Genomic DNA, 23,968 nt, shown 5'->3' on the forward strand with positions numbered 1-23,968 from the left:
GGGCCATCGCGCCCCCGATCCTGCCCGGCGGCGCCGTCCCCGGTGTCGCCCGGCGCTCCCGCTCGGTCGGGAGGCTGGAAAATTTCCTATCGGGATTGCTTTTGCGCACTTCCGAAAGGCATGTTTCCAACGATTCCAAAGGGTTAGGGCTTCCGGGTGCAAAAAAACATATTATTTAGAACGGTCTGTTTAATTCCAAAAAACAGAGCAATTTCAAAGACTTAGGGAAGCCGATATTGAACATTCGTTCAAAATTCCGCTGCTTTCCGGCTTTGGGCCCGTCCGGTACACCCTTTCGCAGCGGAATCCCTCGGGGAAGGTAGCAAAGAGTCGATCGGAGCCGGCCGGGGGTGGTGCCCGCGCGGCAGGATTTCCCTTTCTCGCGCCGCCGTTTGCCGCCATCACGGACGCCATGTCCGAAACGCCGAACCGCTCCCTGCTGCCGATCCTGCGGCCAGACTCCGTCGCGGTGATCGGGGCGTCGGACACGCCGTCGCGCATCGGCGGCCGGCCGATCCATTCGATGAAGACGATGGGCTATGGCGGCCGGATCTATCCGGTCAACCCGCGGCGCGAGACCGTGCAGGGGCTGGCCGCATACCCGACGATCCGCGACGTGCCGGAAGCGGTGGACTGCGCGCTGATCGCCGTGCCGGCCGCGATCGCCGTCGACGCCATCCGCGACTGCGCCGACCGGGGCGTGAAATCGGCCGTCGTCTTCACCTCCGGCTTCGCCGAGCAGGGCGAAGACGGCGCGCGGGCGCAGGCGGAGATCGCCCGGATCGCCCGGGACAGCGGGATGCGCATCGTCGGGCCCAACTGCCTCGGCGTGTTCGCCATGGACCGGGGCTGGTACGGCACCTTCACCAATGCGCCGGACATGCTGGACCTGCCGCCGGGGCCGGTCGGCATCGTCAGCCAGAGCGGCGCCTACGGCTCCCATGTCCTGCTGGTCGCCCAGAAGCGCGGCGTCGGGTCCAACTTCTGGGTGACGACCGGCAACGAATGCGACGTCGATCTCGGCGAGGTCATCGACTTCTACGCCGAATCCCCTGAGGTCGGGATCATCGCCGTCTATGCTGAAGGCGTGCGCAACGCGGGCCGGCTGCGGCAGGCGCTGGGCAAGGCGCGGGATGCGCGCAAGCCGGTGATCGTCATGAAGGTCGGCAAGACCGACGCCGGCGCCCGCGCGGCAGCCAGCCACACCGCCAGCCTGGCCGGCAGCGACGCGATCTACGACGCCCTGTTCCGGCAGACCGGCGCCTACCGGGCCGGCACCACGGAAGAGCTGGTCGATGTCGCTTATGCCTGCCAGTACGGCAGCTATCCGAAGGGCCGGCGGATCAGCCTGCAGACCATCTCCGGCGGCGGCGGCGTGCAGATGGCGGACGATGCGGTGCGTCACGGGCTGGACGTCGCGCCCCTGCCGCAGCCGGTCCAGGACAGGCTGAAGGCGCTGATCCCCTTCGCCGGCACCAACAACCCGGTCGATTTCACCGCCCAGGCCCTGAACGAGCCGGACCTCATGCTGAAGAATATCGGCCTGACGATCGAGGAGGCGGATTACGACAGCCACATCGTCTTCATGACCTCGGTGCCGGCCACGCCCTTCATGAAGAAACCCTGCGCCGACCTGTTCCGCACGGTGCGCGAACGCTGGCCTGACGTGCCGATGATCATGAGCCTTGTCGGCGGGCGCGACGTCGTCGAGGCCTACGAGCGGCTGGGCTATCCGGTCTTCGAGGATCCGTCGCTCGCGGTCCGGGCGATGGCGGCGCTGACCCGGTTCGGCGACGTCTTCGGCCGCGGGAGCGACAGCGCGCCGCCCGCGGCCCCGTCCGGCATGCTCCCGGCGCCGGCCGAAGCCGTGGGCGAGCATGAGGCCAAGGCGATCCTGGCGAGCGCCGGGATTCCGGTTGTGCGCGAAAGCCTGGCGGCGACGCCGGACGAAGCGGTTGTCGCAGCCGCCGCCATCGGCGGTCCGTGCGCGCTCAAGATCGTCTCGCCCGATATCCTGCACAAGACGGAGATCGGCGGCGTGCTGCTGAATGTCGAAGGCGACGACGACGTGGCCGAGGGCGCGCGGACCCTGCTGCGCCGCGCCGCCGAACAGGCGCCGGAGGCCCGGATCGACGGCGTATTGGTGAGCGAGATGGTTGCCGGCGGCGTCGAGACCGTGCTCGGCGCGGTGCACGATCCGGTGTTCGGGCCGGCGGTCATGTTCGGCCTGGGCGGCGTGTTCGTCGAAGTGCTGGAGGATGTCAGCTTCCGCCTGGCGCCCTTCGGCGCCGACGAGGCCCGTCGCATGATCGGCGAGATCCGCGGCCGGGCGCTGCTCGACGGCGTGCGCGGCGCGCCACCGGCCGACCTCGACGCCCTGGCCGACGCGCTCGCCCGCCTGTCCGTCTTCGCCGCCGCCAATGCCGGGCGGATCGAGAGCATCGACATCAACCCCTTCGTCGCCCTGCCCAAGGGCGGCGTGGCGGCCGATGCGCTGATCGTGCCGCGGACGGCGCAATGAACCGGAGCCTGTTCGGATTCCTCGGGCCGGTACAGCCGCGCAGCCACAGTCTGCGTGACGTTCAGCGGGCCGGAAAAGACGGGGTTTCGACGCCGCGGCTGCGGCTGCGCCCGCCGGCGATGGCCGACCTGCCGCACATCCGGCGCTACGCCGTACGGGAACCCTTCTACCGTTACATGGATATGGAAAAACCGACGCCGGAGGGAATCGGCAAATACCTCGAATCGGCCATGGCGACATGGCGGCGGAGGCGGCCGGCCGAACTCGTCTTCGCGATCGAGCCGGGCGATGTCGGCCGGATCGTCGGACTCGTGCGGATCAGGATCGACGAAGGCGACGACGGGACCGCGAGCGTCGGCTTCCACCTCGACAGCGATTTCCAGGGCCGCGGCTACGCGACCGAAGCGCTTCGGGAAATCGTGCGGATCGGATTTGCGCACTCCGGCGTCGCGCGGATTTGGGCCGAGGTCGATACCCGCAACACGCAATCCTGCGCGCTGCTCGAGCGGGCCGGCTTCCGCCGGGAGAAGCGGATGGAGGGCTACAGGAGCATCCGGGGAACGGTGACCGACTGGTATCTGTATGTCGTTACCGCGCAGCAATCCGGCTGATCGTGGCGCAGGCAGAACCGAACACTTCCCGTCATATCGACCGGAGACCCGGACCTGATCCGGGGCGGAGCGGAGATATCTTTTCTGCACGGAGACAGGCCCGAAGCGCTGCGCGGGAAAGATTTCTCCGCTCGCTTTGCTCGGTCGAAATGACAATCCCGGATTCGGACCGGTGCGACAGGAGGCGAAAAACCGCCCTCAGCCGTATTTCACCTTCATGATCTCGTAGGCCCTGGAGCCGCCCGGGGCGGTGACCTCGATGGAATCGCCGGTTTCCCGGCCGATCATGGCCCGGGCGAGGGGCGAGGTCAGCGACAGCAGGCCGTTGCCGATATCGCCCTCGTCCTCGCCGACGATCTGGTAGGTGCTTTCCTCGTCCGTGTCCTCGTCTGCCAGCGTGACGGTGGCGCCGAAGCGCACGATATCGCCGGACAGGCTTCGCGGGTCGATCACCTGGGCGCGGCTGACCTTGTCTTCCAGCTCCATCAGCCGGCCCTCGATGAACGCCTGGCGCTCCTTGGCGGCGTGATATTCGGCGTTCTCCGAGAGGTCGCCGTGGGTGCGCGCCTCTTCCAGCGCGTTGATCACGGCCGGGCGCTCCACCGACCTGAGCCGTTTCATTTCCTCCTGGAGCATGCCGTAGCCACGCTCTGTCATCGGAACCTTATCCATCGGGCGGTCCGTTCGTCGTCAAAGTGCTGTCCCGGCGCCTGCGGCAACAGATTGCTTCATCGGCGTCTCGATGGGGGACGCCGGGGGATGGTGCGCGCGCTCGCGCCGTCGGGTTCTCAGAAAGACGATCCGAAATACGATTGCAGCGGGGCGACTTCAAGAGCGCCGGTGCGAAGTGCCGCAATCGCCTGCACCGCGGCCCGGGCGCCGGCCATCGTCGTGTAGTAGGGAATTTCCTGCAGCAGCGCCGTCTGCCGGAGCGAGAAGCTGTCCCGGATCGCCTGCGCCCCCTCGGTGGTGTTGAAGACGAGCTGTACGCCGCCGTCGGTCATCGCGTCGACGATGTGCGGCCGGCCCTCCAGCACCTTGTTGACCTGCCGCGCCGGGATGCCCCTTGCGTTGAGGTCGCGCGCCGTGCCGCGGGTCGCCAGCAGGTCGAAGCCGAGCGCGACCAGCCGTTCGGCGATCGGGGCGAGGGCCGCCTTGTCGCGGTCGCGCACCGAGACGAACACGGTGCCGGCCCGGGGCAAATGGATGCCGCTCGCGACCTGGGACTTGGCGAAGGCGCGGCCGAAATCCCGGTCGAGGCCCATGACCTCGCCGGTCGATTTCATCTCCGGGCCCAGGATCACGTCGACGCCGGGGAAGCGGTTGAAGGGGAACACCGCCTCCTTGACCGCAACATGACCTTTCCCCGGACCGTTCCCCGGGCCGTTCGCCGGCGTCATGCCGATCTCGAAGCCGTCCAGCGTCTCGCCCGCCATGACCCGCGCCGCGATCTTGGCGACCGGCGCGCCCGTCGCCTTGGCGACGAAAGGCACCGTCCGGCTGGCGCGCGGATTGACCTCCAGGATGTAGACCGTCTCGTCCTTGACCGCGACCTGGATGTTCATCAGGCCGACCACGCCCAATGCAGCGGCCAGGCTTTCGGCCTGGCGCTCGATTTCCGCCAGCATCGCCGCCGACAGGGAATGGGGCGGCAGGGCGCAGGCGGAATCGCCGGAATGGATGCCGGCTTCCTCGATATGCTCCATGATGCCGGCGATGCGCACGCTCTCGCCGTCCGAGACCGCATCGATATCGACCTCGATGGCGTCCTGGAGATAGCCGTCGATCAGCACCGGGTTGTCGCCGGAGACGCGGACGGCCTCGGTCACATAACGGCGCAGGCCGGCCTCGTCGTGGACGATTTCCATCGCCCGGCCGCCCAGGACGTAGGACGGGCGCAGCAGCACCGGATAGCCGATCTTCCCGGCGACGCCGACGGCCTGCTCCATCGAGGTCGCCGTGCCGTTGTTGGGCTGGCGCAGGCCGATCTCGTGGAGCAGGCGCTGGAAGCGGTCCCGGTCCTCGGCGAGGTCAATGGCGTCGGGCGAGGTGCCGAGGATCGGCACGCCGGCATCGGCCAGCGCGTGGGCGAGCTTGAGCGGCGTCTGGCCGCCATACTGCACGATCACGCCCTTGAGCCGGCCGGCGGATTGCTCCTTCCGGCAGATCTCGATCGCGTCCTCGGCGGTCAGCGGTTCGAAATACAGCCGGTCGGAGGTGTCGTAGTCGGTCGAGACGGTCTCCGGGTTGCAGTTGACCATGATCGTCTCGTAGCCCGCCTCGGCGAGGGCGTAGACCGCATGGACGCAGCAATAGTCGAACTCGATGCCCTGGCCGATCCGGTTCGGCCCGCCGCCCAGGATGATGACCTTCTCGCGGTCCGAGGGCTCGGCCTCGCATTCGGGATCCGGGCCGCTTTCGTAGCAGGAGTACATGTAGGGCGTGATCGAGGCGAACTCGGCGGCGCAGGTGTCGATGCGTTTGTAGACCGGCCGGACCCCGGCGGCCCGGCGCGCCGCGGCGACCTCGGCCTCGCGGGCGCCGGTCAGTGCCGCCAGCCGGGCGTCGGAAAAGCCGAGGCCCTTGAGGCGGCCGAGCGCATCGGGGTCGCCGGGCAGGCCGATGCGTTCGACCTGCCCTTCCGCCTCGACGATCTCGCGGATGCGGGCGAGGAACCAGGGATCGATCCGGCAGGCGGCGTGGATCGCGTCGTCGCCGAAGCCGTCGCGCATCGCCTGGGCGACGACGAGCAGCCGGTCCGGCGTCGGCTCGGCCAGCCGGGCGATCATGGCGTCCCGGCCGCCGGAGACCTCGACGGGATCGAGGCCGGTGAGGCCCGTTTCCATCGAGCGGCAGGCCTTCTGCAGGGATTCCGCAAAGGTCCGGCCGATCGCCATGGCCTCGCCGACCGATTTCATCGCCGTGGTCAGTATCGGCTCGGCGCCCGCGAACTTCTCGAAGGTGAAGCGCGGCATCTTGGTGACGACATAGTCGATGGTCGGCTCGAAGGAGGCCGGGGTGACGCCGGTGATGTCGTTGCGGATTTCGTCCAGCGTGTAGCCGACGGCGAGCCGGGCCGCGACCTTGGCAATCGGGAATCCGGTCGCCTTCGACGCCAGGGCAGACGAGCGGCTGACCCGCGGGTTCATCTCGATGATGACCTGGCGGCCGGTCGCCGGATCGACGGCGAACTGCACGTTCGAGCCGCCGGTATCGACGCCGATCTCGCGCAACACCGCAATCGAGGCGTTGCGCATCATCTGGTATTCCTTGTCGGTGAGCGTCAGCGCCGGCGCGATCGTGATGCTGTCGCCGGTGTGGATGCCCATCGGGTCGAGATTCTCGATCGAGCAGACGATGATGCAGTTGTCCGCCCGGTCGCGAACCACCTCCATCTCGAACTCCTTCCAGCCGAGGACCGATTCCTCGATCAGCACCTGGCTGACCGGCGAAGCCCGCAGGCCGCGGCCGACGATGTCGCGGAACTCGCTGCGGTTGTAGGCGACGCCGCCGCCGGTGCCGCCGAGCGTGTAGGACGGCCGGATGATGACCGGCAGGCCGATATTGTCGAGCGCGGCGCGCGCTTCCTTCTGGCTGCCGACCAGGGCGCTTTTCGGGCTCTCCAGGCCGATGCGCGCCATCGCCTCGCGGAACTGCAGCCGGTCCTCGGCCTTGGCGATGGCCCCCCGGTTGGCGCCGATCAGCTCGACGCCATGGCGCTCCAGCGCGCCGCTTTCGGCCAGCGCCAGCGCGGTGTTGAGCGCGGTCTGGCCGCCCATGGTCGGCAGCAGCGCGTCCGGCTTTTCCTTTTCGAGAATCCGCTCGACGATCTCCGGCGTAATCGGCTCGACATAGGTCGCGTCGGCCAGGCCCGGATCGGTCATGATGGTCGCCGGGTTGGAATTGACCAGGATGACCCGGTAGCCTTCGTCTTTCAGCGCCTTGACGGCCTGCGTCCCCGAATAGTCGAACTCGCAGGCCTGCCCGATGATGATCGGGCCGGCGCCGATGATGAGGATCGAGGCTATGTCGGTGCGGCGGGGCATCTACGCCTGTCCCGCTTCCGCCATATCCGCCACGAAGCGCTCGAACAGGTAGGCGCTGTCCTGGGGGCCGGGGCTGGCCTCCGGGTGGTATTGCACGCTGAAGACCGGCCTGCCCTCGACCTTCAGGCCCTCGCAGGAGCCGTCGAACAGGGACTTATGAGTCATGGTCACGCCGGCGGGCAGGCTTTCGGCGTCGACCTCGAAGCCGTGGTTCTGGCTGGTGATCTCGACCTTGCCGGTCTCCAGGTCCTTGACCGGATGGTTGGCGCCGCGATGGCCGTGATGCATCTTGCGGGTCTGCCCGCCGAGCGCCAGCGCCAGCATCTGGTGGCCGAGGCAGATGCCGAAGACCGGCAGATCGAATTTCAGCACTTGCCGGATCACCGGCACGGCGTAAGCGCCGGTTGCTGCGGGATCGCCCGGCCCGTTGGACAGGAACACGCCGTCGGGCGCGTGGCGCAGGATTTCCTCGGCGCTCGCCGTCGCGGGCACGACCGTGACCCGGCAGCCGAGCGCGGCCAGGCTGCGCAGGATGTTGCGCTTGGCGCCGAAATCCATCGCGACGACGTGGAAGCGCGGTTCGGACTGCCGGCCGTAGCCCTCGCCCCACACCCAGCCGGTCTCGTCCCAGTTGTAGGTCTGGATGCAGGAGACGTCCTTGGCCAGGTCCATGCCTTCCAGCCCCGGCCAAGCGCGGGCGTTGTCGATCAGGTCGCCGACCGGGAAATCGCCGCCGGGATCGTGGCGCAGCACGGCGTTGGCCGCGCCGCCGTCGCGCAGGCGCCGGGTCAGCCGCCTTGTGTCGACGCCGGCGATCGCCGGCAGATCGTGGCTCTTGAGCCAGCCGTCCAGATGCTGCGCGCTGCGGTAGTTGGACGGGTCGGTGATATCGGCGCGGAACACGCCGCCGAGCGCCGCCGGGGTCGCCGTCTCGATATCCTCGGCGTTGGTGCCGACATTGCCGATATGCGGAAAGGTGAAGGCGATGATCTGGGCGGCGTAGGACGGGTCGGTGAGGATTTCCTGGTAGCCGGTGAGCGAGGTGTTGAAACACAGCTCGCCCAGCACCGTCTTCGCCGCGCCGGCGCCCCGGCCCCAGAATACCGTGCCGTCGTCCAGGAACAGGCCGGCCGTCGCCCACTCCGGCCGCTTCGGGGCCGGCCGGTCGGGAACGATTCCTGCCGAAGGCCCGCCGCCGGGGCCCGCGGTCGTGTCGGGCGAAGGGGACGTCTGCATCGGCAGCCCGCTGTCTTTGGCCGTATTCGTCGGAAATCGCCGTATCGGAGAGCCGGACCGGCCGGCGTTAGGTAGGAAAGGGGGGCCTTGCCGGTCAAGCGCAGGCGCCTACATCCCCGCCTTCGAACGGGCCGCATTTCGTCACAGCGGCCGGTCGCGGAAGGGGCGACGTGCGGGGCCGCCAGCCGGCGACATATCCACACTCGGGCCACATTCGGGCCGCAGCCGGCGACCGCTCCATTGACTCCGGCGGCCAGTCGATGGCATTTCTACGGCCTCTTGACGCGCGGCCGGAGACTGCCGGCGCGCCCGGCATCGGGTTTGGGACGGGCCCTGAGGTACGGGCCGGGACTGGAGACGGACAGATGGCTGACGCCATGCTGCGCGACCGCATCAAGGCCGAACTGAAAGCAGCGATGAAGGCACGGGAGCAGCGAAAGACCGCGACCCTGCGCCTGATTTCGGCTGCGCTGAAGGACCGGGACATCGCCGCCCGCGGCAAGGGCGTTCGCGACGGCATCGACGAGACCCAGATTCTCGGCATGCTGCAGACCATGGTGAAGCAGCGCGAGGAGAGCATCGGCCACTACGAGCAGGGCGGCCGGCTGGAAATGGTCGAGCAGGAGCGCGAGGAAATCGCGATCATCACCGGCTTCCTGCCGCCGCGGCTCGACGAGGCGGCGATGGAAGACGTCATCGGCTCGATCATGGCCGAACTCGGCGCGGAATCGATCAAGGATATGGGGCGCACCATGGCCGCCCTGCGCGAACGCTATGCCGGCCAGATGGATTTCGGCAAGGCGAGCGCGGTGGTGAAGTCGCGCCTGGCGCTGTAGTCGCCGCCGGCCCCTCGATACGCCCCGGATCAAATCCGGGGCTACTCGGGATGAGGGAAGGTCGCGGTCGTTTCGAATGCCCTCCCTCACCCTGAGCAGCCGCGCAGCGGCGCATCGAAAGCCTGCCCTGAGCCTGTCGAAGGGGGCGGCGGCCATGACCGATTCGTGCTAGACTGTCAGCATGGCGATCACTCCCCAATTTCTCGACGAACTGCGCAGCCGGGTGCCGGTGTCGGATGTCGTCGGGAAGCGGGTGAAGCTGGCGAAGAAGGGGCGCGAATTCAGCGGCCTGTGCCCGTTCCACAGCGAAAAGACGCCGTCCTTCACCGTCAACGACGACAAGGCGTTTTACCATTGCTTCGGCTGCGGCGCGCATGGCGACGTCATCCGCTTCGTGACCGAGACCGAGGGGCTGACCTTTCCCGAGGCGGTCGCCAAGCTGGCCGGCATGGCCGGGCTTGCGGTGCCGCAGGCGACGCCGGAGGAACGCCAGCGCGCCGAGCGGGCGAAAAGCCTGCAGGACGCCTGCGAAGCCGCGCTGCGCTTCTTCCGCCGGCGCCTCAACGAACCGGCCGGAGCCGACGCGCTGGCTTATCTGCGGCGGCGCGGCCTGAAGCCGGAGACGATCGAAGCATTCCGGCTCGGCTGGGCGCCGGACGGGAGAAACATCCTGAAACAGGCGCTGACCGGCGAAGGCTTCCCGGAGCCCATGCTGGTCGAGGCCGGCCTGCTGGTGAAACCGGAGGACGGCGGCGACAGCTATGACCGCTTCCGCGGCCGGGTGATTTTTCCGATCGCCGACCGGCGCGGCCGGGTGATCGCCTTCGGCGGCCGGGCGCTCGGCGATATCCAGCCGAAATACCTCAATTCCCCGGAAACCCCGCTGTTCAACAAGGGGCGGCTGCTCTATGCGCTCGACAAGGCGCGCCAAGCGGTGCGCGACGGCCCAGACGGCAAAGGGGCCGAGGTCATCGTGACCGAAGGCTACACGGACGTGATCGCGCTCCACCAGGCCGGGTTCGGCGGTGCGGTCGCGCCGCTCGGCACGGCCCTCACCGAGAGCCAGATCGAGGAGCTGTGGCGCCTCGCGCCCGGGCCGGTGCTGTGCTTCGACGGCGACGAGGCCGGCCGCCGCGCCGCCGGCCGGGCGCTCGACCGGCTGCTGCCCCGGCTGGTCCCCGGCAAGACGGCGCGCTTCGTCTTCCTGCCGGAGGGCGAGGACCCGGATTCCTTCGTGAGCCTGTCAGGCCCGGAGGCCTTCGGCCGCCTCGTCGAACGCGCGATGTCAGTCTCCGAAGCGCTGTGGCGGCGCGTTGCCGGGACGCAGACGATCGACTCGCCGGAATTCGCGCTGATCGTGGAGAAGAAAATCGAGGACATCGTTGCGCAAATGGCCGAGCGGAGTACGCAATTCTACTATCGTGTATTCCTCAAGAAGCGGTTGTTCTCGGTGCTCTGGAACAAGCGGGACAGAACCGGCAAGGCGAAAATCATCGAGATGAAATCCGATGCTGTTCCGGAAGAGAATGTCTCGAATGCCCAGAAGGCGCTGGTTGCGGCGCTGCTCAACCATCCCAGGTTGATCCGCGAATACGGCGAGCGGCTGGTCGAGGTCAATTTCGTATCAAGCGAACTGGAAAGGCTGTTGATGGATGCGATCCTGCTGCACAGCCACGCCGAAGATATCGAACCTGATGTACTGAAAGACCTTCTGCGCGCCAGGGACCACGAAAAAACCATCGCCAATATCTGCAATCAAAAAATCTATGCAGTCGCACCCTTCGCGGATCCGGCCTGCGATCCGGATATGCTGGAAGTTGCCTGGAAGGATGCACTGCGGCGCCAGAACCTGATTTCCGCGGCAGAGGAACTGCAGCAGCGGCTGAAACGTGGCCTGTACCGCGAGGACGATGCCGAATTTGCCCGGCTCACCGAGTTTGCGTCCGACATAGCGCGCCAGGCGGCGGCCCCGGAAGAGACCGAGCCCGGCTGACTCGGGCCGCGGACTTGTTGTCCGGCATGAGGGGGCTATATCTCGGCGAGTCGCCTGCACGCGTCCGGGACCGGCGGCCGGTCCTTCAGGCCGGTCCTTCAGGCCGGGGCGCGTCGGGGGAAAAGGCGACATTCGCGGGGTGCGCGCGACGCCTGGGCGGCGCGGCGGGGAGCCTGCGAAAACGGAGCGGATAATCATATCGTGCGCGCCGGAGCGCCTGCGCTGCGCGAAGCTGGGGACGGAGCTACATGGCAAGCAAGGCCACGGCGGCACAGGCGGTTTCCACCGAAACGCAGAACGATACCGACGATGCGCTGATCGATGCGCTGGCGGCGGCGGAAAAGAAGCTGGTCGCGAAAGGCAAGGAGCAGGGCTATCTCTCCGAAGAGGAGATCGACGCCGCCATTCCGCCCGACCGGGTCACCCACGAACAGCGCGAAGACATTCTGGCCCGCCTTTCGGTGATGGGCATCAACGTGGTCGATGCCGAAAGCCCGGACGAGAAGGAGCCGGACGGCGCCGGCGAGCCGGCCGAGCGCAAGGGCAACGTCGCGGACGACGTCGGCCGGACCGACGATCCGGTGCGCATGTATCTGCGCGAGATGGGCACGGTCGAGCTGCTGTCCCGCGAAGGCGAAATCGAAATCGCCAAGCGCATCGAGGCCGGCCGGGAGAAGATGATCGGCGGCCTGTGCGAAAGCCCGCTCACCATGCGCGCCGTCGTCGCCTGGCGCGATGCGCTGCAGGACGGCGCGGTCCTGCTGCGCGACATCATCGATCTCGAAGCGACGTTCAGCGGCCCGTCGGAAAACCGCGCCGACGGCGACGAAGCGAACGGCGCCGCGGAACAAGGCGACGGGAAAGACAGGATCGCAGGGGACGGGTCCGGAGGCAACGGCGGCGCGGGCGCGGGCAAGGCCGCGGCCGATCCGCAGAACGGCTCGGCGGTGCAGCAGGCCGGTGCGGATACAAGCGGCGACGATGCCGGCACGGGCCCGGCGCCCGGCAACGACAACGAGCCGGATACCGCACCGGACAGGGCGCCGGATAGCCCGCCGGGCACGGAACCGGTCGCGAGAGCGAACGGGACGGCAGTTGGAGAGATCGTCGCCGGGGCAGACGCCGTTCTGTCCGCAAACGGCGCGGACGAAGCGGCGGGCCCGGACGCCTCCGAAGGCCCGGAGGACGAAGACGGGGCCCTCGTTGCGGCGCCCGCAGAAGAAGGCAGCGAAGAGGGCGGCGAGGAAGGCGGCGAAGAGGACGGCGAGACTGCCGGCGACGCGCCCGAGGACGACGAGGACGACGAGGACACCGCCGCGAACATGTCGCTGGCCGCCAAGGAAGCCTCCCTGATGCCGGAGGTGCTGGCGAATTTCGACGCCATCGCGAAGACCTACGAAAAGCTGCGCCGGATCCAGGAGACCCGGCTGGAGACGATGCGCGAGGGCAACGATCCGGTCGCGCGGGCCGAGCGGCGCTACCGCGCGGTGCGCAACGAGCTGGTCGGCCTGGTCGAGCGCATCCACATGAACAACCAGCGCATCGAGGAGCTGGTGGAGCAGTTCAAGGAGCTGAACAAGCTGCTGCTCGGCCTGGAAGGCAAGCTGATGCGCCTGGCGCTCGATTGCGGCGTCGACCGGAAGGAATTTCTCGAACAGTATCGCGGCTCGGAGCTCGACCCGGGCTGGCTCGACCGGATGGCGCAGCGCAACACGCCGGGCTGGCGGGAGTTTTCGGAAAAGCACCGGCTGGAAATCGAGGACCTGCGCGCCGGCGTCGCCGAGGTCTCGCGCGCCGCCGAACTGCCGGTCAACGAGTTCCGCCGCATCTCACAGACCGTCCAGCAGGGCGAACGGGAGGCGGGCCAGGCCAAGAAGGAGATGGTCGAGGCCAATCTCCGCCTCGTCATCTCCATCGCCAAGAAATACACCAACCGCGGCCTGCAGTTCCTCGATCTGATCCAGGAAGGCAACATCGGCCTGATGAAGGCGGTCGACAAATTCGAATACCGCCGCGGCTACAAGTTCTCGACCTACGCCACCTGGTGGATCCGCCAGGCCATCACCCGCTCGATCGCCGACCAGGCGCGCACCATCCGGATTCCGGTGCATATGATCGAGACGATCAACAAGCTGGTCCGCACCTCGCGCCAGATGCTGCACGAGATCGGCCGCGAGCCGACGCCGGAGGAACTGGCCGAGCGGCTGCACGTCCCGCTCGAGAAGGTGCGCAAGGTCCTCAAGATCGCCAAGGAGCCGATCTCGCTCGAAACCCCGATCGGCGACGAGGAAGACAGCCATCTCGGCGATTTCATCGAGGACAAGAACGCCATCGTGCCGCTCGACGCCGCGATCCAGTCCAACCTGCGCGAGACGACGACCCGGGTGCTGGCGACGCTGACCGCGCGCGAGGAGCGGGTGCTGCGCATGCGCTTCGGCATCGGCATGAACACCGACCACACGCTCGAAGAGGTCGGCCAGCAATTCTCCGTCACCCGCGAGCGCATCCGCCAGATCGAGGCGAAGGCCCTGCGCAAGCTCAAGCACCCGAGCCGGTCGCGGAAGCTGCGGAGTTTCCTGGATACCTGACGCAAATTTTTGGAACGAATAAGATACCCAGATGCGGATTGTAGCCTGGAATTGCGCCAAAGCGTTTCACAACAAAATTGACCGACTTCTGACGCTCCAACCGGACGTGGCCGTGATTTCCGAATGCGCCGCCCCGGAAGTGCTGGACCGGAAATGCCGCCTGCCGGAATTTTCCGCCCCGCCGGTCTGGCACGGTGACCATCCGAATTGGGGGGTTGGAGTTTTCTTCTTCAACGGCTGGGCCGGGCGGCGGCACCAACAGTTCGATCACAATCTGAAACTGTTGCTCCCGGTCGAAGTCACCAAGCCGCGGTGTTTCAATCTACTCGCGGTTTGGGCCTTCACCTACGGATTGCGCAAGGCGCAACGCGGGCCGTTGAACGAAGGCGCCGAATTCTATCGCCAGTTTCTGACCAAGGAAGACGCCGTGCTCGCCGGTGACCTCAACCACAACGTGATTTGGGACAAAGACGGCTGGGCGGGCAATTTCCGCGCCAGCCTCAATACTCTGGACGACTACTGCCTGGTCAGCGCCTATCATGCAGCCAAGAGCGAGGCGCAGGGGAAAGAAACGACTCCGACCATCTACTGGAAGAAGCGCAGGAAGGACGGCGACACCTACCACATCGACTATATCTTCGTGCCCTGCACTTGGACGAAGCGGACTTTCAACCTGCAAATCGGACGCTACGACGACTGGGTCGCCCCCGGCACCGGCATGAATGGCAAGGGCCTGAGCGACCATGTGCCGGTGATACTCGATACCGGGGACGGCTAGACGCCACCATTCCCATGCGCCTGTTATCCCGGTCGAACCGGATCGCCTTATACTTCCTCCCCGAGAGCGCGACGGTCGTGATGCTTTGCGGCGGCGACAAGGGCAGTCAGCGGCGCGACATTGAGCGCGCCCGCCGGTTGGCGCAGGACTGGAGACGGACATGACCGAAACCTTCGCGAAATGGGACCCTGCGGAACATCTGCGCACGCGGGAGGATATGCAGCTCTACCTGGAGGCCTGCGCCGAGGAGGACCCGGGCGACGGCAGCCTGATCCGGGCGGCGCTCAACGACATCGCGCGGGCGGAAAATATGAGCCGTCTGGCGCGCGAAGCTGGCCTGAGTCGCGAGGGGCTTTACAAGGCCCTGTCGGAGGACGGCAACCCCACCTTCGCCACGGTAATGAAGATTACGCGCGCGCTGGGGATGCAACTCCGCATTACGGCGTAGCGGTTTTGCCGAATTTGGCCGGTCGCCTCTTCGAAGACCGCACCGCGCCCCCATCCCCGTTGGCTCCGCCCGCAGCTTGGCGTATTGCTGTCGCCTGACCAGAGCGTAGCGGCCCGGAAGTCGAGGGGGAGGATGCCATGATGCAGGAGCGGATCGAGGCCAAGTGGATCCGGGCGTTCGAGACGGTGTTCGGCCTGTGCGCGGTCGAGCCCGGCGATGCGGTCGCCATCCTGTCGGAGAGCCAGTCGCGCGGCATCAACGTGCAGCTGGCGGAATTGGCGTTGAGCGCGATGGGCGCCCGGCCGTTCCATGTCGTGCTGCCGACGCCGCCGCAGTCAGCGCCCGTGCCGGTGCGCTCGACCGGGGCGAGCGACGCGGTGCAGGGGCTGGCGCCGGTGATCGAGGCGCTCGGCGCGGCGGCCCTGTTCGTCGATTGCACCGTCGAGGGCATGCTGCATGCGCCGGAACTGCCGGCGATCCTCGGCAAGGGCACGCGCGGCCTGATGATCTCCAACGAGCACCCCGAAGCGCTGGAGCGGCTGGCGCCTGACGCCGAACTGGAAGGCCGGGTGAAGACCGGGATCAAGATGCTGCGTGCGGCCTCGGAAATGCGCGTCGCGTCGGACGCCGGCACCGACCTCACGATCCGGGTGGCGGGCGCGGCGGCGGGCGGCGGTTGGGGCTTCACGAAGCGCCCCGGCACCATGACCCACTGGCCCGGCGGCCTGTGCCTGTGCTTCCCGGCGACCGGCAGCGTCAACGGGCGGCTGGTGCTCGACCGCGGCGACGTCAATCTCACCCTCAAACGCTATATGGAAGCGCCGGTGACGCTGACGATCGAGGACGACTACGTCACCGACATCGCCGGCGACAATCTCGATGCCGACCTGTTCCGCGCCTACATCGCCGCCTGGGGCGACCGCGAGGCCTATGCCGTCAGCCATGTCGGCTGGGGCATGAACCCGGCGGCGCGATGGGAATCGATGGCGCTCTACGACAAGACGGATTTCAACGGCACGGAGCTGCGCGCCTTCGCCGGCAATTTCCTCTATTCGACCGGCGCGAACGAGGTCGCCGGCCGGCACACCCTCGGCCATTTCGACCTGCCGCTGCGCCACTGCACGGTATCGCTGGACGGCAAAACGGTCGTCGACCGGGGCGTTTTGCAGGGCGACCTCGCCGCATGAACGCGCCGCCGCTGCCGGACGTCCCGGCCTGCATCGGGGCCGGGGCGGGGCCGGACACCGCGCTCTTCCTGCACGGCATCGGCGGCGACTCCGGCAGCTTCACCGACAATCTGCCCGCCCTGCCCGAAGGCTGGCGCGGCCTCGCCTGGGACGCGCCGGGCTATGGCGATTCCGCACCGCTGGCCGAGATGACTTTCGAAACCCTCGCCACGGCGGCGATCCGGCTGCTCGATGCGCAGCGGGTCCGGCGTGCGGTCATCGTCGGCCATTCGATGGGCGGCATGATCGCCCAGGAGATCGCCGCCCGCTATCCGGAGCGCGTCCGGGGGCTGGTCCTGTTCGCCACCAGCGCCTCGTTCGGCGGGCGCGATGCGCTCTTCCGCATGAAATTCCTCGCCGACCGTCTCGCGCCGCTCGACCGGGGGTTGACGCCGGGGGATATTGCCCGGCCGCTGGTTCCGAGCCTGTTCGGCCCCGAACCGCCGCCCGGGGCCGTGGAGCGCGCCGTCGCGAGCATGGCGGCGCTGTCTTCGGCGACCTATCGCCAGGCGCTCAACTGCATCGTCCATTTCGACCGCAAGGCCGATCTGGCGCGCATCGCGTGTCCGACCCTGGCACTCGCGGCCGAACACGACATGCTGGCCCCGCCCCGGACGATGGAACGGATGGCCGGGGCGATTCCCGGCGCGCGCTACCGTTGTCTCGCCGAGGCGGGCCATCTGGCCAACATGGAAGACCCGGCGGCGTTCAACGCCGAAATCGGCGGCTTCCTGCAGGACATTCCCCGGCATGACCCGGACCGGACCTAGACAGGCTGCATGTCCGCTGCACTCATGGACATCCACGGGGCGGACGCAACCGCCCGGCAGAAGGACCTGATCGGCCGGACGCGCGAACTCGGCCGCGAGCGCTTCCGCCCGCGCGCCGCCGATTTCGACGCGCGCAACGCCTTTCCGTTCGAGAACTATGCCGACCTGCGCGAGGCCGGCTTCTTCGCACTCACGATCCCCGAAACCCACGGCGGCATGGGCGCCGACTACCAAACCTACGCCCTGGTCTCGGCGGAGCTGGGCCGCTGGTGCCCGGCGACCGCGCTCACCTTCAATATGCATGCCTGCACCCTGTTGTGGGCGTCGCAGATGGCGGACGAGCTGGACATGCCGGACGATGTGCGCGCGCAGCACAACATCCGCCGTGCGGACATTTTCCGCCGCGTGGTCGAGGACGGCATGCTGTTCGCCCAGCCCTTCTCCGAGCCGGACAGCGCGGCCGCCGCCGGCAAGGCCGCGTTCGGCACGACGGCCCGGCCGGTCGAGGGCGGCTACCGGGTCGACGGCATCAAGCATTTCGCGTCGCTCTCGGGCGCGGCGAGCCACTACGGCCTGGTCTGCACGCTGCAGCAGGAAGGCGTCGAGCCGGTCCCGCAGAACACCATGTTCCTCGCGGTGCCGGCCGATGCAGAGGGCGTGGCGATCTTCGGCGAATGGGACGTCATGGGCATGCGGCCGACCGACAGCCGCTCGATCCGGTTCGAGAATGTCTTCGTGCCGGATGCGCTGACCATGCTGCCCCACGGCCTCTACTACCAGGCCGCGCTCAACTGGCCGCACATGTTCATGACCCTGACGCCGACCTATCTCGGCCTCGCCCACGCCGCCTTTCAGTTCACCGTGGACTATCTGCGCGGCGAGGTCCCGGGTGCGCCGCCGGCCGGCCCGGCCCGGCACAGCCCGGCCAAGCAACTCGCGGTGGCGGAGATGCGCCTCAAGCTGGAGCAGGCGACGGCCCTGTTCCGGCGCGCGATAAGCGAGGCCCGGCTGCGCCCGGCCAAGGAAGACCGGCTGCGCGCCTACGCCGCCCAGTTCACCGTCATGGAATACGCCAACGATATCGCGCGCCTCGGCCTGCGCACCTGCGGCGGCCGGGCGATCTTCCGGAATTTCGACATCGAGCGCTGGTATCGCGACAGCCGCTGCGGCTCGCTGATGCTGCCCTGGACCGCGGAAATCTGCCTGGAGCGGCTGGGCCGCGAGAGCCTGTTCGAACGCGGCGAAAAATGACGGCCGGACCGGCAGCGGGACGCAGCCAGACCGACATTTCCGGCTGGATCGCACAGCGCGCCGGCTGGGCGCCGGACGATACCGCCATCCGCTTCGAAGGGTCCGGCATCTCCTACGCGGCGCTGGAGGAGCGGATCGGCCGGACCGCCGGGGCGCTCGCCGGCGATCTCGATATCGGCGAAGGCGGCCGGGTGGCGCATTTGGGCGTCAACGCGCCGGAGATGATCGATCTGCTGTTCGCCTGCGCCCGCCTCGGCGCGATCTTCGTGCCGCTGAACGGCCGCCTGACAGTCGAGGAGCATCTGTGGCAGTTGCGGGACTGCGGCGCCGACCTGCTGTTCGTCGAGCCGGACTATTGCAACCACGCCGCCAAACTCGCCGCGGCGCTGCCGTCCTTGCGCCTCGCGACCTACGCCGGCGGCGATCCCCGCTGGCCGGATCTTGCGCAGCTTCGCGGCGCAGCGGGCTACCGGCCGCCCGGCCTGCGGGCCGACCTGCGCGGCCCGGTGAAGATCGTCTACACCTCGGGCACGACCGGCCGGCCGAAGGGCGCGGTGCTGTCCCAGGAGGCGCTGTTCTACACGGCACTCAACGGCCAGTCGGTCTTCGAGTTCACCAGCGCCGACCGCATCCTGACGGCGATCCCGCTGTTCCATGTCGGCGGCATGAACATCCAGACGCTGCCGGCCCTGCGCGCCGGCGCGACGGTCACGCTCCATCGCCGGTTCGACCCGGCGGCGGTTCTGACAACGCTGGTCGAGGAGCGGACGACCCTGCTCGCCATCGTGCCGACCATGGCGCGCGCCCTGTTCGCCCTGCCGGACTTCGGCGACGCCGACCTGTCGGGCCTGCGCTGCGTCTGCATGGGCTCGTCCTCGGTGCCGCCGGCCCTGTTCGCGCCGTGGCACGCCCGCGGCCTGCCGGTGAACCAGGTCTACGGCCTGACCGAGAGCGGCCCGACCGCGGTGGCGCTGCCGGTCGCCGACGGCTTCGCCCGCAGCGCCTCGGCCGGCAAGCCGGTGCTGCATTGCGACGCGAAGATCGTCGCCGGTGACAGCGGCCGGGAAGCGGCGCCCGGCGAGATCGGCGAGATATGGCTGCGCGGCCCCAACCTGATGACGGAATACTGGGGCAATCCCGACGCGACCGCCGAAGCCTTCACCGAAGACGGCTGGCTCCGGACCGGCGATCTCGGGCGGGTCGACTGCGGCGGCTATTTCTTCGTCGAGGACCGCAAGACGGACATGATCGTCTCCGGCGGCGAGAACATCTACCCGGCGGAACTCGAGCGGATCCTCGCCGGGTCGGAGGACCTGGCGGAGTTCGCGGTGGTCGGCCGGCCGGACGAAAAATGGGGCGAGACCCCGGTCTGCATCGCCGTGCCGAAACCGGGCGCCGCGGTCACCGAGTCCTCGGTCCTGGCGCTGTTCGAGGGCCGGCTCGCCCGCTACAAGCGCCCGCGCGCAGTCGTCATTACGAAAGGCCCGCTGCCGCGCACCCCCCTCGGCAAGGTCCGCAAGTTCGAACTGCGCGAGGCGCTGGTGGCGGGGCGGTTGGGGCGCAGTCGCTGAAACCGGCCGTCAGGGAATCAGCCCGTTTTCCTGTGCCCAATCCCGCCACTCGATTTCTTCTTCTGAGATCGGTTCGAGACGCTCGGAAAGGGCGTGATTCTCCGTGAAGATCATCAAGTTTTCGCAATCCCATCGCGCGGAAGGGGCGATTAACCCGTCGAAACCCAGGAAAGCCAGCGCCGCGCCGATTTTCTGCGTCTGGGCATAGTCCCGCTTTCCATAACGGTTGATATCGACGCCGAAGCGGGGCAGGTCCGGGCGCGCGAGGCGCAGGGACCGAGATGCCGTAACGGCGAGGCGCGTTACCTTGATCGGGCGCGGACCGGGGATCGGGGTCAATCCGGCGAGAAAAGTGGCGACTTCGGCAAGCGCCCCGTCCCGATCCAGACTCGTATAGAGAACATAGACACCGGGATCGCCCTGCGGAGGCGGCGCCCACCGTCCGCCGCTGATCGACGGCGCCGTCGGGTCTGCGCCGACACGGGTGGCACGGAAAACCTCGCCTTCAAAGCGCTCTTGTCGAAGCTGGCTCAGGCGATCGACGAGAGACTGATCGTGGATCACCTCGCGCCGACCGTTACCGCTCAAATGTAAACCGCGTCGCGAAGCTGATTGACCAGGCGCCGCACCTCATCGATCCGGCCATCCCGGATGAGTTCGGCCGGCGAAGAGCCCTTCAGGTGCTTCTGCGGAGAAAAGATCCACTGCCGCGCCTCGTTCGGCTCGTAGAAGTCGGACAGTTCGTCCACGATGAACTCGAACTCCAGCAGAGTCCTTTCGGTCTTCGCATGCGGGTAGGCACGGCCCTGATTCCAGCGCGAAACCGTTTCCGGCCGCGTGCCGAGCAGATTCGCAACCTCGACATGTCGCATCGCGCCCTTGGTGCGGATCGACTCCAACTTTCGGGCGACCGCGTTACTCACGACCGCCGCCTTCGCACCCGCCATCGTTCGCTTCCCCTCGGCATAGCCAGTTTGTAGCAATTTGTATTGCGTATTATATACAATTTTTTCATGACATTTCAATTGGCGCAACGTGGCGCTCCAGCAGCAGCCTCACACCGTCTTGCCCTTGAAGCGGCACAGGTCGTTGACGATGCAAGCCGGGCAGTCCGGCTTGCGCGCCTTGCAGACGTAGCGGCCGTGCAGGATCAGCCAGTGGTGCGCGTGCTGCCGGAATTGCGGCGGCGTCGCCTTCTCCAGCTTCTGCTCGACGGCGAGCGGCGTCTTGCCGGGCGCCAGGCCGGTCCGGTTGCCGACCCGGAAGATGTGGGTGTCGACCGCGATGGTCGGCTGACCGAAGGCGATGTTCAGGACCACGTTCGCCGTCTTGCGGCCAACGCCGGGCAGGGCCTCCAGCGCGGCGCGGTCCTGCGGCACGCGGCTGCCGTGTTTCTCGATCAGGAGGTGGCTGAGCGCGATGACGTTCTTCGCCTTGGCGTTGTAGAGGCCGATGGTGCGGATATGCTCTTTGAGCCCCGCCTCGCCGAGCGCCACCATCTGCTCCGGCGTCGTCACCTGGGCGAACAGGGCCTTCGTCGCCTTGTTAACGCCGACGTCGGTCGCCTGGGCCGACAGGACGACGGCGACCAGCAGCGTATACGCGTTGACATGCTCCAGCTCGCCCTTGGGCGCCGGCCGCTGCGCCTCGAGGCGGCGGTACATCTCGACGATATCGGCTTTCTTCATAGCCCCCATGGCGCAAACCTTACCACGAAACGGCGAATGGGTTATGGTTCCGCCATGAACGCGTCGCCGGTCTTTCTCGACGCCGAACTCCGGCCCAATCGCAGCCTCAGCCCGCGCGGCTTCCGCTGGCTGATGGGCGGACTGCTGGCGCTTTCCTTCGTCGCAGGCATCGTCTTCGTCTCGATCGGCGCCTGGCCGGTCTTCGGCTTCTTCGGGCTCGACGTGCTGCTGATCTGGCTCGCCTTCCGGGCCAGCTACCGCAGCGGCGCGATGTTCGAATATCTCAGGCTGACCCGCGACGCGCTGGAGGTGAAGCGCATCCATCCCTCCGGCCGCGAGCAGCGCTGGTCGTTCCAGCCCTGGTGGGTGCGGGTGTCGCTGCCCCGCCCGGTCCGGCACGAAAGCCAGCTCTCGCTCTCGTCTCACGGCCGGCGGCTGGTTGTCGGCGCTTTCCTCAGCCCGCGGGAACGCGGAGAGGTCGCCGACGCGCTGGAGAACGCCCTGCACCGGATGCGCGCGGCGCCGGCCTGACGCCGGGGGCTGTACTTATTCGCAATCGGGTTAGATTTCCAAGAATTTCCGCAGTGACGAAAAAGACTGCCGCTCCGGTTAGCACTCAGTTTGCGACTTTCCAAAGTATAACTGAATATCATTGATATCAAAGGGGCCAGTCGTCGTGCCGGGCCGTAGCGAACCTCTGTAACCAAATACTTCGCGGAGAAAACAATTCAAATCGCGAGCGTTCCGAACACGTTTCTCGGTTTCCGTGCGATGCGACACAAAATCGTGGATGAGAACTAGAGCGCGCGTTGCCGATTGGCGGTCTGCCTCTGCGAGGACTCCCGCTGTGGCGGTCAACAGTTGATACCTGAGCTCCAGAACTGAGCGATTGTCCAAATTCAATTCGAAGAGCGTTGCCAGTTTGTAAATCCTCTCGACACCCTTCGATCGGGGCTTGGCCCTTAACCGTGCGTGTGCCTTTGACAGCGTTTCGCCGATCGTACCCCCAAACGTCTCGTCGGCTTTAGCTTCAATTCCGATTACAATTTGTCCACGCTCGTCCTCACAGGTGAGTAGCATATCGAGATTGGCCGGCCCTCGGAATTTGTCGAACGGAACTATGGCTTCAGGCTCAGCACACCAAGAATGAAGCCTTCCAATACCGGCACAGTTTAGAAGCGTCTCTTCGATAGTGAGAGGAAGGTGGGGTATTGCTTCCAGCCACAGTCGGGCGATTTCTTTGGCGCTGCGTCCATCCTTCCAGTGTGCTTTTCTTCCTTTCGGCGGCGCATGAAATAGCCATTGATCTAGATTCAATAACTGCTTGTCATGTTTTGATATTTTGCCTTTAGCGCTCGACATTACGAAACTTTCGTTTTGTTTTCCTGGCTACAGCCTCAGCGCAGGCCGAGCACGTCCGCCATGTCGTAGAGGCCCGGGGCGCGCCCGGCCGCCCAGCGCGCCGCGCGCACCGCGCCGCGGGCGAAGATGGCGCGGCTGCCGGCCTTGTGGGTCAGTTCGATGCGCTCGGCCTCCGTCGCGAACACCACGCTATGCTCGCCGGCGACATCGCCGCCGCGCAGCACGGCGAAGCCGATATCGCCCGGCCGGCGCGCGCCGGTGACGCCGTCCCGGCCGCGGTCGGCGACGGCGTCCAGGTCGACGCCGCGGCCCCGGGCGGCGGCGCGGCCGAAACCGAGCGCTGTGCCCGACGGCGCATCCGCCTTGTGCCTGTGGTGCATCTCCACGATTTCGACATCCCAGTCGTCGCCCAGCGCAGCCGCGACCCGCTCGGTGACGGCGAAAAGGAGATTGACGCCAAGGCTCATGTTGGGCGCGTAAACCACCGGGACCGTGGCGGCGGCGGCCTCCAGCGCGGCGGTCTGTTCAGGTTCCAGCCCGGTCGTGCCGATCACGAGCGCGGCGCCGGCCGCAGCCGCAGCCGCTGCGTGCCCGGCCGCCGCGGCCGGCACCGTGAAATCGACCAGCACGTCGCACGCCGCCGCCGCCGCGCCTGTATCGTCGCCCACCGTCACGCCGAGGGGATCAAGCCCGGCGAGAGCGCCGGCGTCCCGGCCGACCGCCTCGTCGCCCGGCAATTCCGTTGCCGCCGCGACCGTGCAGCCCCCGGCGGCGGTAATTTCCCGCACCAGCATTTGCCCCATCCGGCCCCGGCAGCCGAGGACGGCAATCCGGCAATCGCCCATGGCGCTGCTCTCCTGTCCCGAAACGCCGCTACCCGCCCTGCCTAAGCCACGCCGCCCGGCCGCGCAAGACATCCTCCCTCCCGAGGGATTCCGCCGCGTTCCGAGCGGCCTGCCGGGCGCGCCGGCGACGCGGACCGCCGCCGCGGGTCCCGGAAATTCGACGCCGCGGGCCGTGCGCCGATGCCCGTGCGCCGATGC

General features: G+C 67.5%; 20 protein-coding genes. 12 read left to right on the top strand and 8 right to left on the bottom strand.

What is annotated here, in order from left to right:
- Positions 1-412: 412 nt before the first annotated feature.
- Both OXM58_13540 and OXM58_13545 read left to right on the top strand, forming a co-directional pair.
- Positions 413-2,521, top strand: a complete 2,109-nt coding sequence (locus tag OXM58_13540) for an acetate--CoA ligase family protein (GenBank protein ID MDE0149387.1) — start codon at positions 413-415, stop codon at positions 2,519-2,521.
- A complete protein-coding gene (locus OXM58_13545; GenBank protein MDE0149388.1) occupies positions 2,518-3,132 on the top strand; it encodes a GNAT family protein in 615 nt (204 codons plus the stop codon). The genes OXM58_13540 and OXM58_13545 overlap by 4 nt, the downstream gene beginning before the upstream one ends.
- Positions 3,133-3,330: 198 nt before the next feature.
- Here OXM58_13545 and greA read toward each other — a convergent pair whose 3' ends face one another.
- From greA to carA, 3 genes are all read right to left on the bottom strand, one after another.
- Positions 3,331-3,804, bottom strand: a complete 474-nt coding sequence (gene greA / locus OXM58_13550; GenBank protein MDE0149389.1) for a transcription elongation factor GreA — start codon at positions 3,802-3,804, stop codon at positions 3,331-3,333.
- A gap of 116 nt (positions 3,805-3,920) precedes the next feature.
- Entirely contained in the window at positions 3,921-7,178 is a 3,258-nt protein-coding gene (carB, locus tag OXM58_13555; protein ID MDE0149390.1) for a carbamoyl-phosphate synthase large subunit, read from the bottom strand.
- Positions 7,179-8,414 carry a glutamine-hydrolyzing carbamoyl-phosphate synthase small subunit gene (carA, locus tag OXM58_13560; protein ID MDE0149391.1) on the bottom strand — a complete coding sequence of 412 codons (1,236 nt, stop codon included), beginning with the start codon at positions 8,412-8,414 and terminating at the stop codon, positions 7,179-7,181.
- A gap of 377 nt (positions 8,415-8,791) precedes the next feature.
- Between carA and OXM58_13565 the strand changes: the two genes are divergently transcribed.
- From OXM58_13565 to OXM58_13605, 9 genes are all read left to right on the top strand, one after another.
- Positions 8,792-9,250 (top strand): GatB/YqeY domain-containing protein, encoded by a 459-nt coding sequence (locus OXM58_13565; protein MDE0149392.1) that lies wholly within the window; start codon positions 8,792-8,794, stop codon positions 9,248-9,250.
- A 181-nt stretch (positions 9,251-9,431) separates the two neighbouring features.
- Positions 9,432-11,243: a DNA primase gene (gene dnaG / locus OXM58_13570; protein MDE0149393.1), complete on the top strand. Its 1,812-nt coding sequence runs from the start codon at positions 9,432-9,434 to the stop codon at positions 11,241-11,243.
- A 248-nt stretch (positions 11,244-11,491) separates the two neighbouring features.
- Entirely contained in the window at positions 11,492-13,831 is a 2,340-nt protein-coding gene (gene rpoD / locus OXM58_13575; GenBank protein ID MDE0149394.1) for an RNA polymerase sigma factor RpoD, read from the top strand.
- A 31-nt stretch (positions 13,832-13,862) separates the two neighbouring features.
- Positions 13,863-14,609: a hypothetical protein gene (locus OXM58_13580; GenBank protein ID MDE0149395.1), complete on the top strand. Its 747-nt coding sequence runs from the start codon at positions 13,863-13,865 to the stop codon at positions 14,607-14,609.
- Positions 14,610-14,769: 160 nt separating this feature from the next.
- Positions 14,770-15,057 carry a putative addiction module antidote protein gene (locus OXM58_13585; GenBank protein MDE0149396.1) on the top strand — a complete coding sequence of 96 codons (288 nt, stop codon included), beginning with the start codon at positions 14,770-14,772 and terminating at the stop codon, positions 15,055-15,057.
- A 137-nt stretch (positions 15,058-15,194) separates the two neighbouring features.
- Positions 15,195-16,244, top strand: coding sequence for a 2,5-dihydroxypyridine 5,6-dioxygenase (locus OXM58_13590; GenBank protein ID MDE0149397.1), 1,050 nt, complete (start codon positions 15,195-15,197; stop codon positions 16,242-16,244).
- Positions 16,241-17,053 carry an alpha/beta fold hydrolase gene (locus OXM58_13595; protein ID MDE0149398.1) on the top strand — a complete coding sequence of 271 codons (813 nt, stop codon included), beginning with the start codon at positions 16,241-16,243 and terminating at the stop codon, positions 17,051-17,053. Before OXM58_13590 ends, OXM58_13595 begins: the two co-directional genes overlap by 4 nt.
- Positions 17,054-17,062: 9 nt before the next feature.
- On the top strand, positions 17,063-18,304 hold the full coding sequence (locus OXM58_13600) for an acyl-CoA/acyl-ACP dehydrogenase (GenBank protein ID MDE0149399.1): 1,242 nt from the start codon (positions 17,063-17,065) through the stop codon (positions 18,302-18,304).
- The gene (locus tag OXM58_13605; protein ID MDE0149400.1) at positions 18,301-19,875 is read left to right on the top strand and encodes an AMP-binding protein; all 1,575 of its coding nucleotides are present in this window, start codon (positions 18,301-18,303) and stop codon (positions 19,873-19,875) included. The genes OXM58_13600 and OXM58_13605 overlap by 4 nt, the downstream gene beginning before the upstream one ends.
- 9 nt (positions 19,876-19,884) lie before the next feature.
- Here OXM58_13605 and OXM58_13610 read toward each other — a convergent pair whose 3' ends face one another.
- The 3 genes from OXM58_13610 to nth form a co-directional block, all read right to left on the bottom strand.
- Positions 19,885-20,439, bottom strand: a complete 555-nt coding sequence (locus tag OXM58_13610) for an RES family NAD+ phosphorylase (protein MDE0149401.1) — start codon at positions 20,437-20,439, stop codon at positions 19,885-19,887.
- A 20-nt stretch (positions 20,440-20,459) separates the two neighbouring features.
- Positions 20,460-20,822 (bottom strand): DUF2384 domain-containing protein, encoded by a 363-nt coding sequence (locus tag OXM58_13615; GenBank protein ID MDE0149402.1) that lies wholly within the window; start codon positions 20,820-20,822, stop codon positions 20,460-20,462.
- Between the two features lie 108 nt (positions 20,823-20,930).
- A complete protein-coding gene (gene nth, locus OXM58_13620; protein ID MDE0149403.1) occupies positions 20,931-21,563 on the bottom strand; it encodes an endonuclease III in 633 nt (210 codons plus the stop codon).
- Positions 21,564-21,599: 36 nt separating this feature from the next.
- Between nth and OXM58_13625 the strand changes: the two genes are divergently transcribed.
- A complete protein-coding gene (locus OXM58_13625; GenBank protein MDE0149404.1) occupies positions 21,600-22,094 on the top strand; it encodes a DUF2244 domain-containing protein in 495 nt (164 codons plus the stop codon).
- A 78-nt stretch (positions 22,095-22,172) separates the two neighbouring features.
- On the opposite strand, the gene OXM58_13630 is transcribed toward OXM58_13625, so the two are convergent.
- Both OXM58_13630 and dapB read right to left on the bottom strand, forming a co-directional pair.
- Positions 22,173-22,925, bottom strand: a complete 753-nt coding sequence (locus OXM58_13630) for a hypothetical protein (protein ID MDE0149405.1) — start codon at positions 22,923-22,925, stop codon at positions 22,173-22,175.
- 35 nt (positions 22,926-22,960) lie between these two features.
- Complete coding sequence (dapB, locus tag OXM58_13635) at positions 22,961-23,770, bottom strand: 4-hydroxy-tetrahydrodipicolinate reductase (GenBank protein MDE0149406.1); 810 nt, start codon at positions 23,768-23,770, stop codon at positions 22,961-22,963.
- Positions 23,771-23,968 lie beyond the last annotated feature (198 nt).

The sequence above is a fragment of the Rhodospirillaceae bacterium genome, from assembly GCA_028819475.1.
In the GTDB taxonomy this organism is placed as follows: domain Bacteria; phylum Pseudomonadota; class Alphaproteobacteria; order Bin65; family Bin65; genus Bin65.

Coding starts and splice junctions, on each gene's coding strand:
- OXM58_13540 (MDE0149387.1), top strand. CDS start 413: ATGTCCGAAACGCCGAACCGCTCCCTGCTGCCGATCCTGCGGCCAGAC.
- OXM58_13545 (MDE0149388.1), top strand. CDS start 2,518: ATGAACCGGAGCCTGTTCGGATTCCTCGGGCCGGTACAGCCGCGCAGC.
- greA (MDE0149389.1), bottom strand. CDS start 3,804: ATGGATAAGGTTCCGATGACAGAGCGTGGCTACGGCATGCTCCAGGAG.
- carB (MDE0149390.1), bottom strand. CDS start 7,178: ATGCCCCGCCGCACCGACATAGCCTCGATCCTCATCATCGGCGCCGGC.
- carA (MDE0149391.1), bottom strand. CDS start 8,414: ATGCAGACGTCCCCTTCGCCCGACACGACCGCGGGCCCCGGCGGCGGG.
- OXM58_13565 (MDE0149392.1), top strand. CDS start 8,792: ATGCTGCGCGACCGCATCAAGGCCGAACTGAAAGCAGCGATGAAGGCA.
- dnaG (MDE0149393.1), top strand. CDS start 9,432: ATGGCGATCACTCCCCAATTTCTCGACGAACTGCGCAGCCGGGTGCCG.
- rpoD (MDE0149394.1), top strand. CDS start 11,492: ATGGCAAGCAAGGCCACGGCGGCACAGGCGGTTTCCACCGAAACGCAG.
- OXM58_13580 (MDE0149395.1), top strand. CDS start 13,863: ATGCGGATTGTAGCCTGGAATTGCGCCAAAGCGTTTCACAACAAAATT.
- OXM58_13585 (MDE0149396.1), top strand. CDS start 14,770: ATGACCGAAACCTTCGCGAAATGGGACCCTGCGGAACATCTGCGCACG.
- OXM58_13590 (MDE0149397.1), top strand. CDS start 15,195: ATGATGCAGGAGCGGATCGAGGCCAAGTGGATCCGGGCGTTCGAGACG.
- OXM58_13595 (MDE0149398.1), top strand. CDS start 16,241: ATGAACGCGCCGCCGCTGCCGGACGTCCCGGCCTGCATCGGGGCCGGG.
- OXM58_13600 (MDE0149399.1), top strand. CDS start 17,063: ATGTCCGCTGCACTCATGGACATCCACGGGGCGGACGCAACCGCCCGG.
- OXM58_13605 (MDE0149400.1), top strand. CDS start 18,301: ATGACGGCCGGACCGGCAGCGGGACGCAGCCAGACCGACATTTCCGGC.
- OXM58_13615 (MDE0149402.1), bottom strand. CDS start 20,822: ATGGCGGGTGCGAAGGCGGCGGTCGTGAGTAACGCGGTCGCCCGAAAG.
- nth (MDE0149403.1), bottom strand. CDS start 21,563: ATGAAGAAAGCCGATATCGTCGAGATGTACCGCCGCCTCGAGGCGCAG.
- OXM58_13625 (MDE0149404.1), top strand. CDS start 21,600: ATGGGTTATGGTTCCGCCATGAACGCGTCGCCGGTCTTTCTCGACGCC.
- OXM58_13630 (MDE0149405.1), bottom strand. CDS start 22,925: ATGTCGAGCGCTAAAGGCAAAATATCAAAACATGACAAGCAGTTATTG.
- dapB (MDE0149406.1), bottom strand. CDS start 23,770: ATGGGCGATTGCCGGATTGCCGTCCTCGGCTGCCGGGGCCGGATGGGG.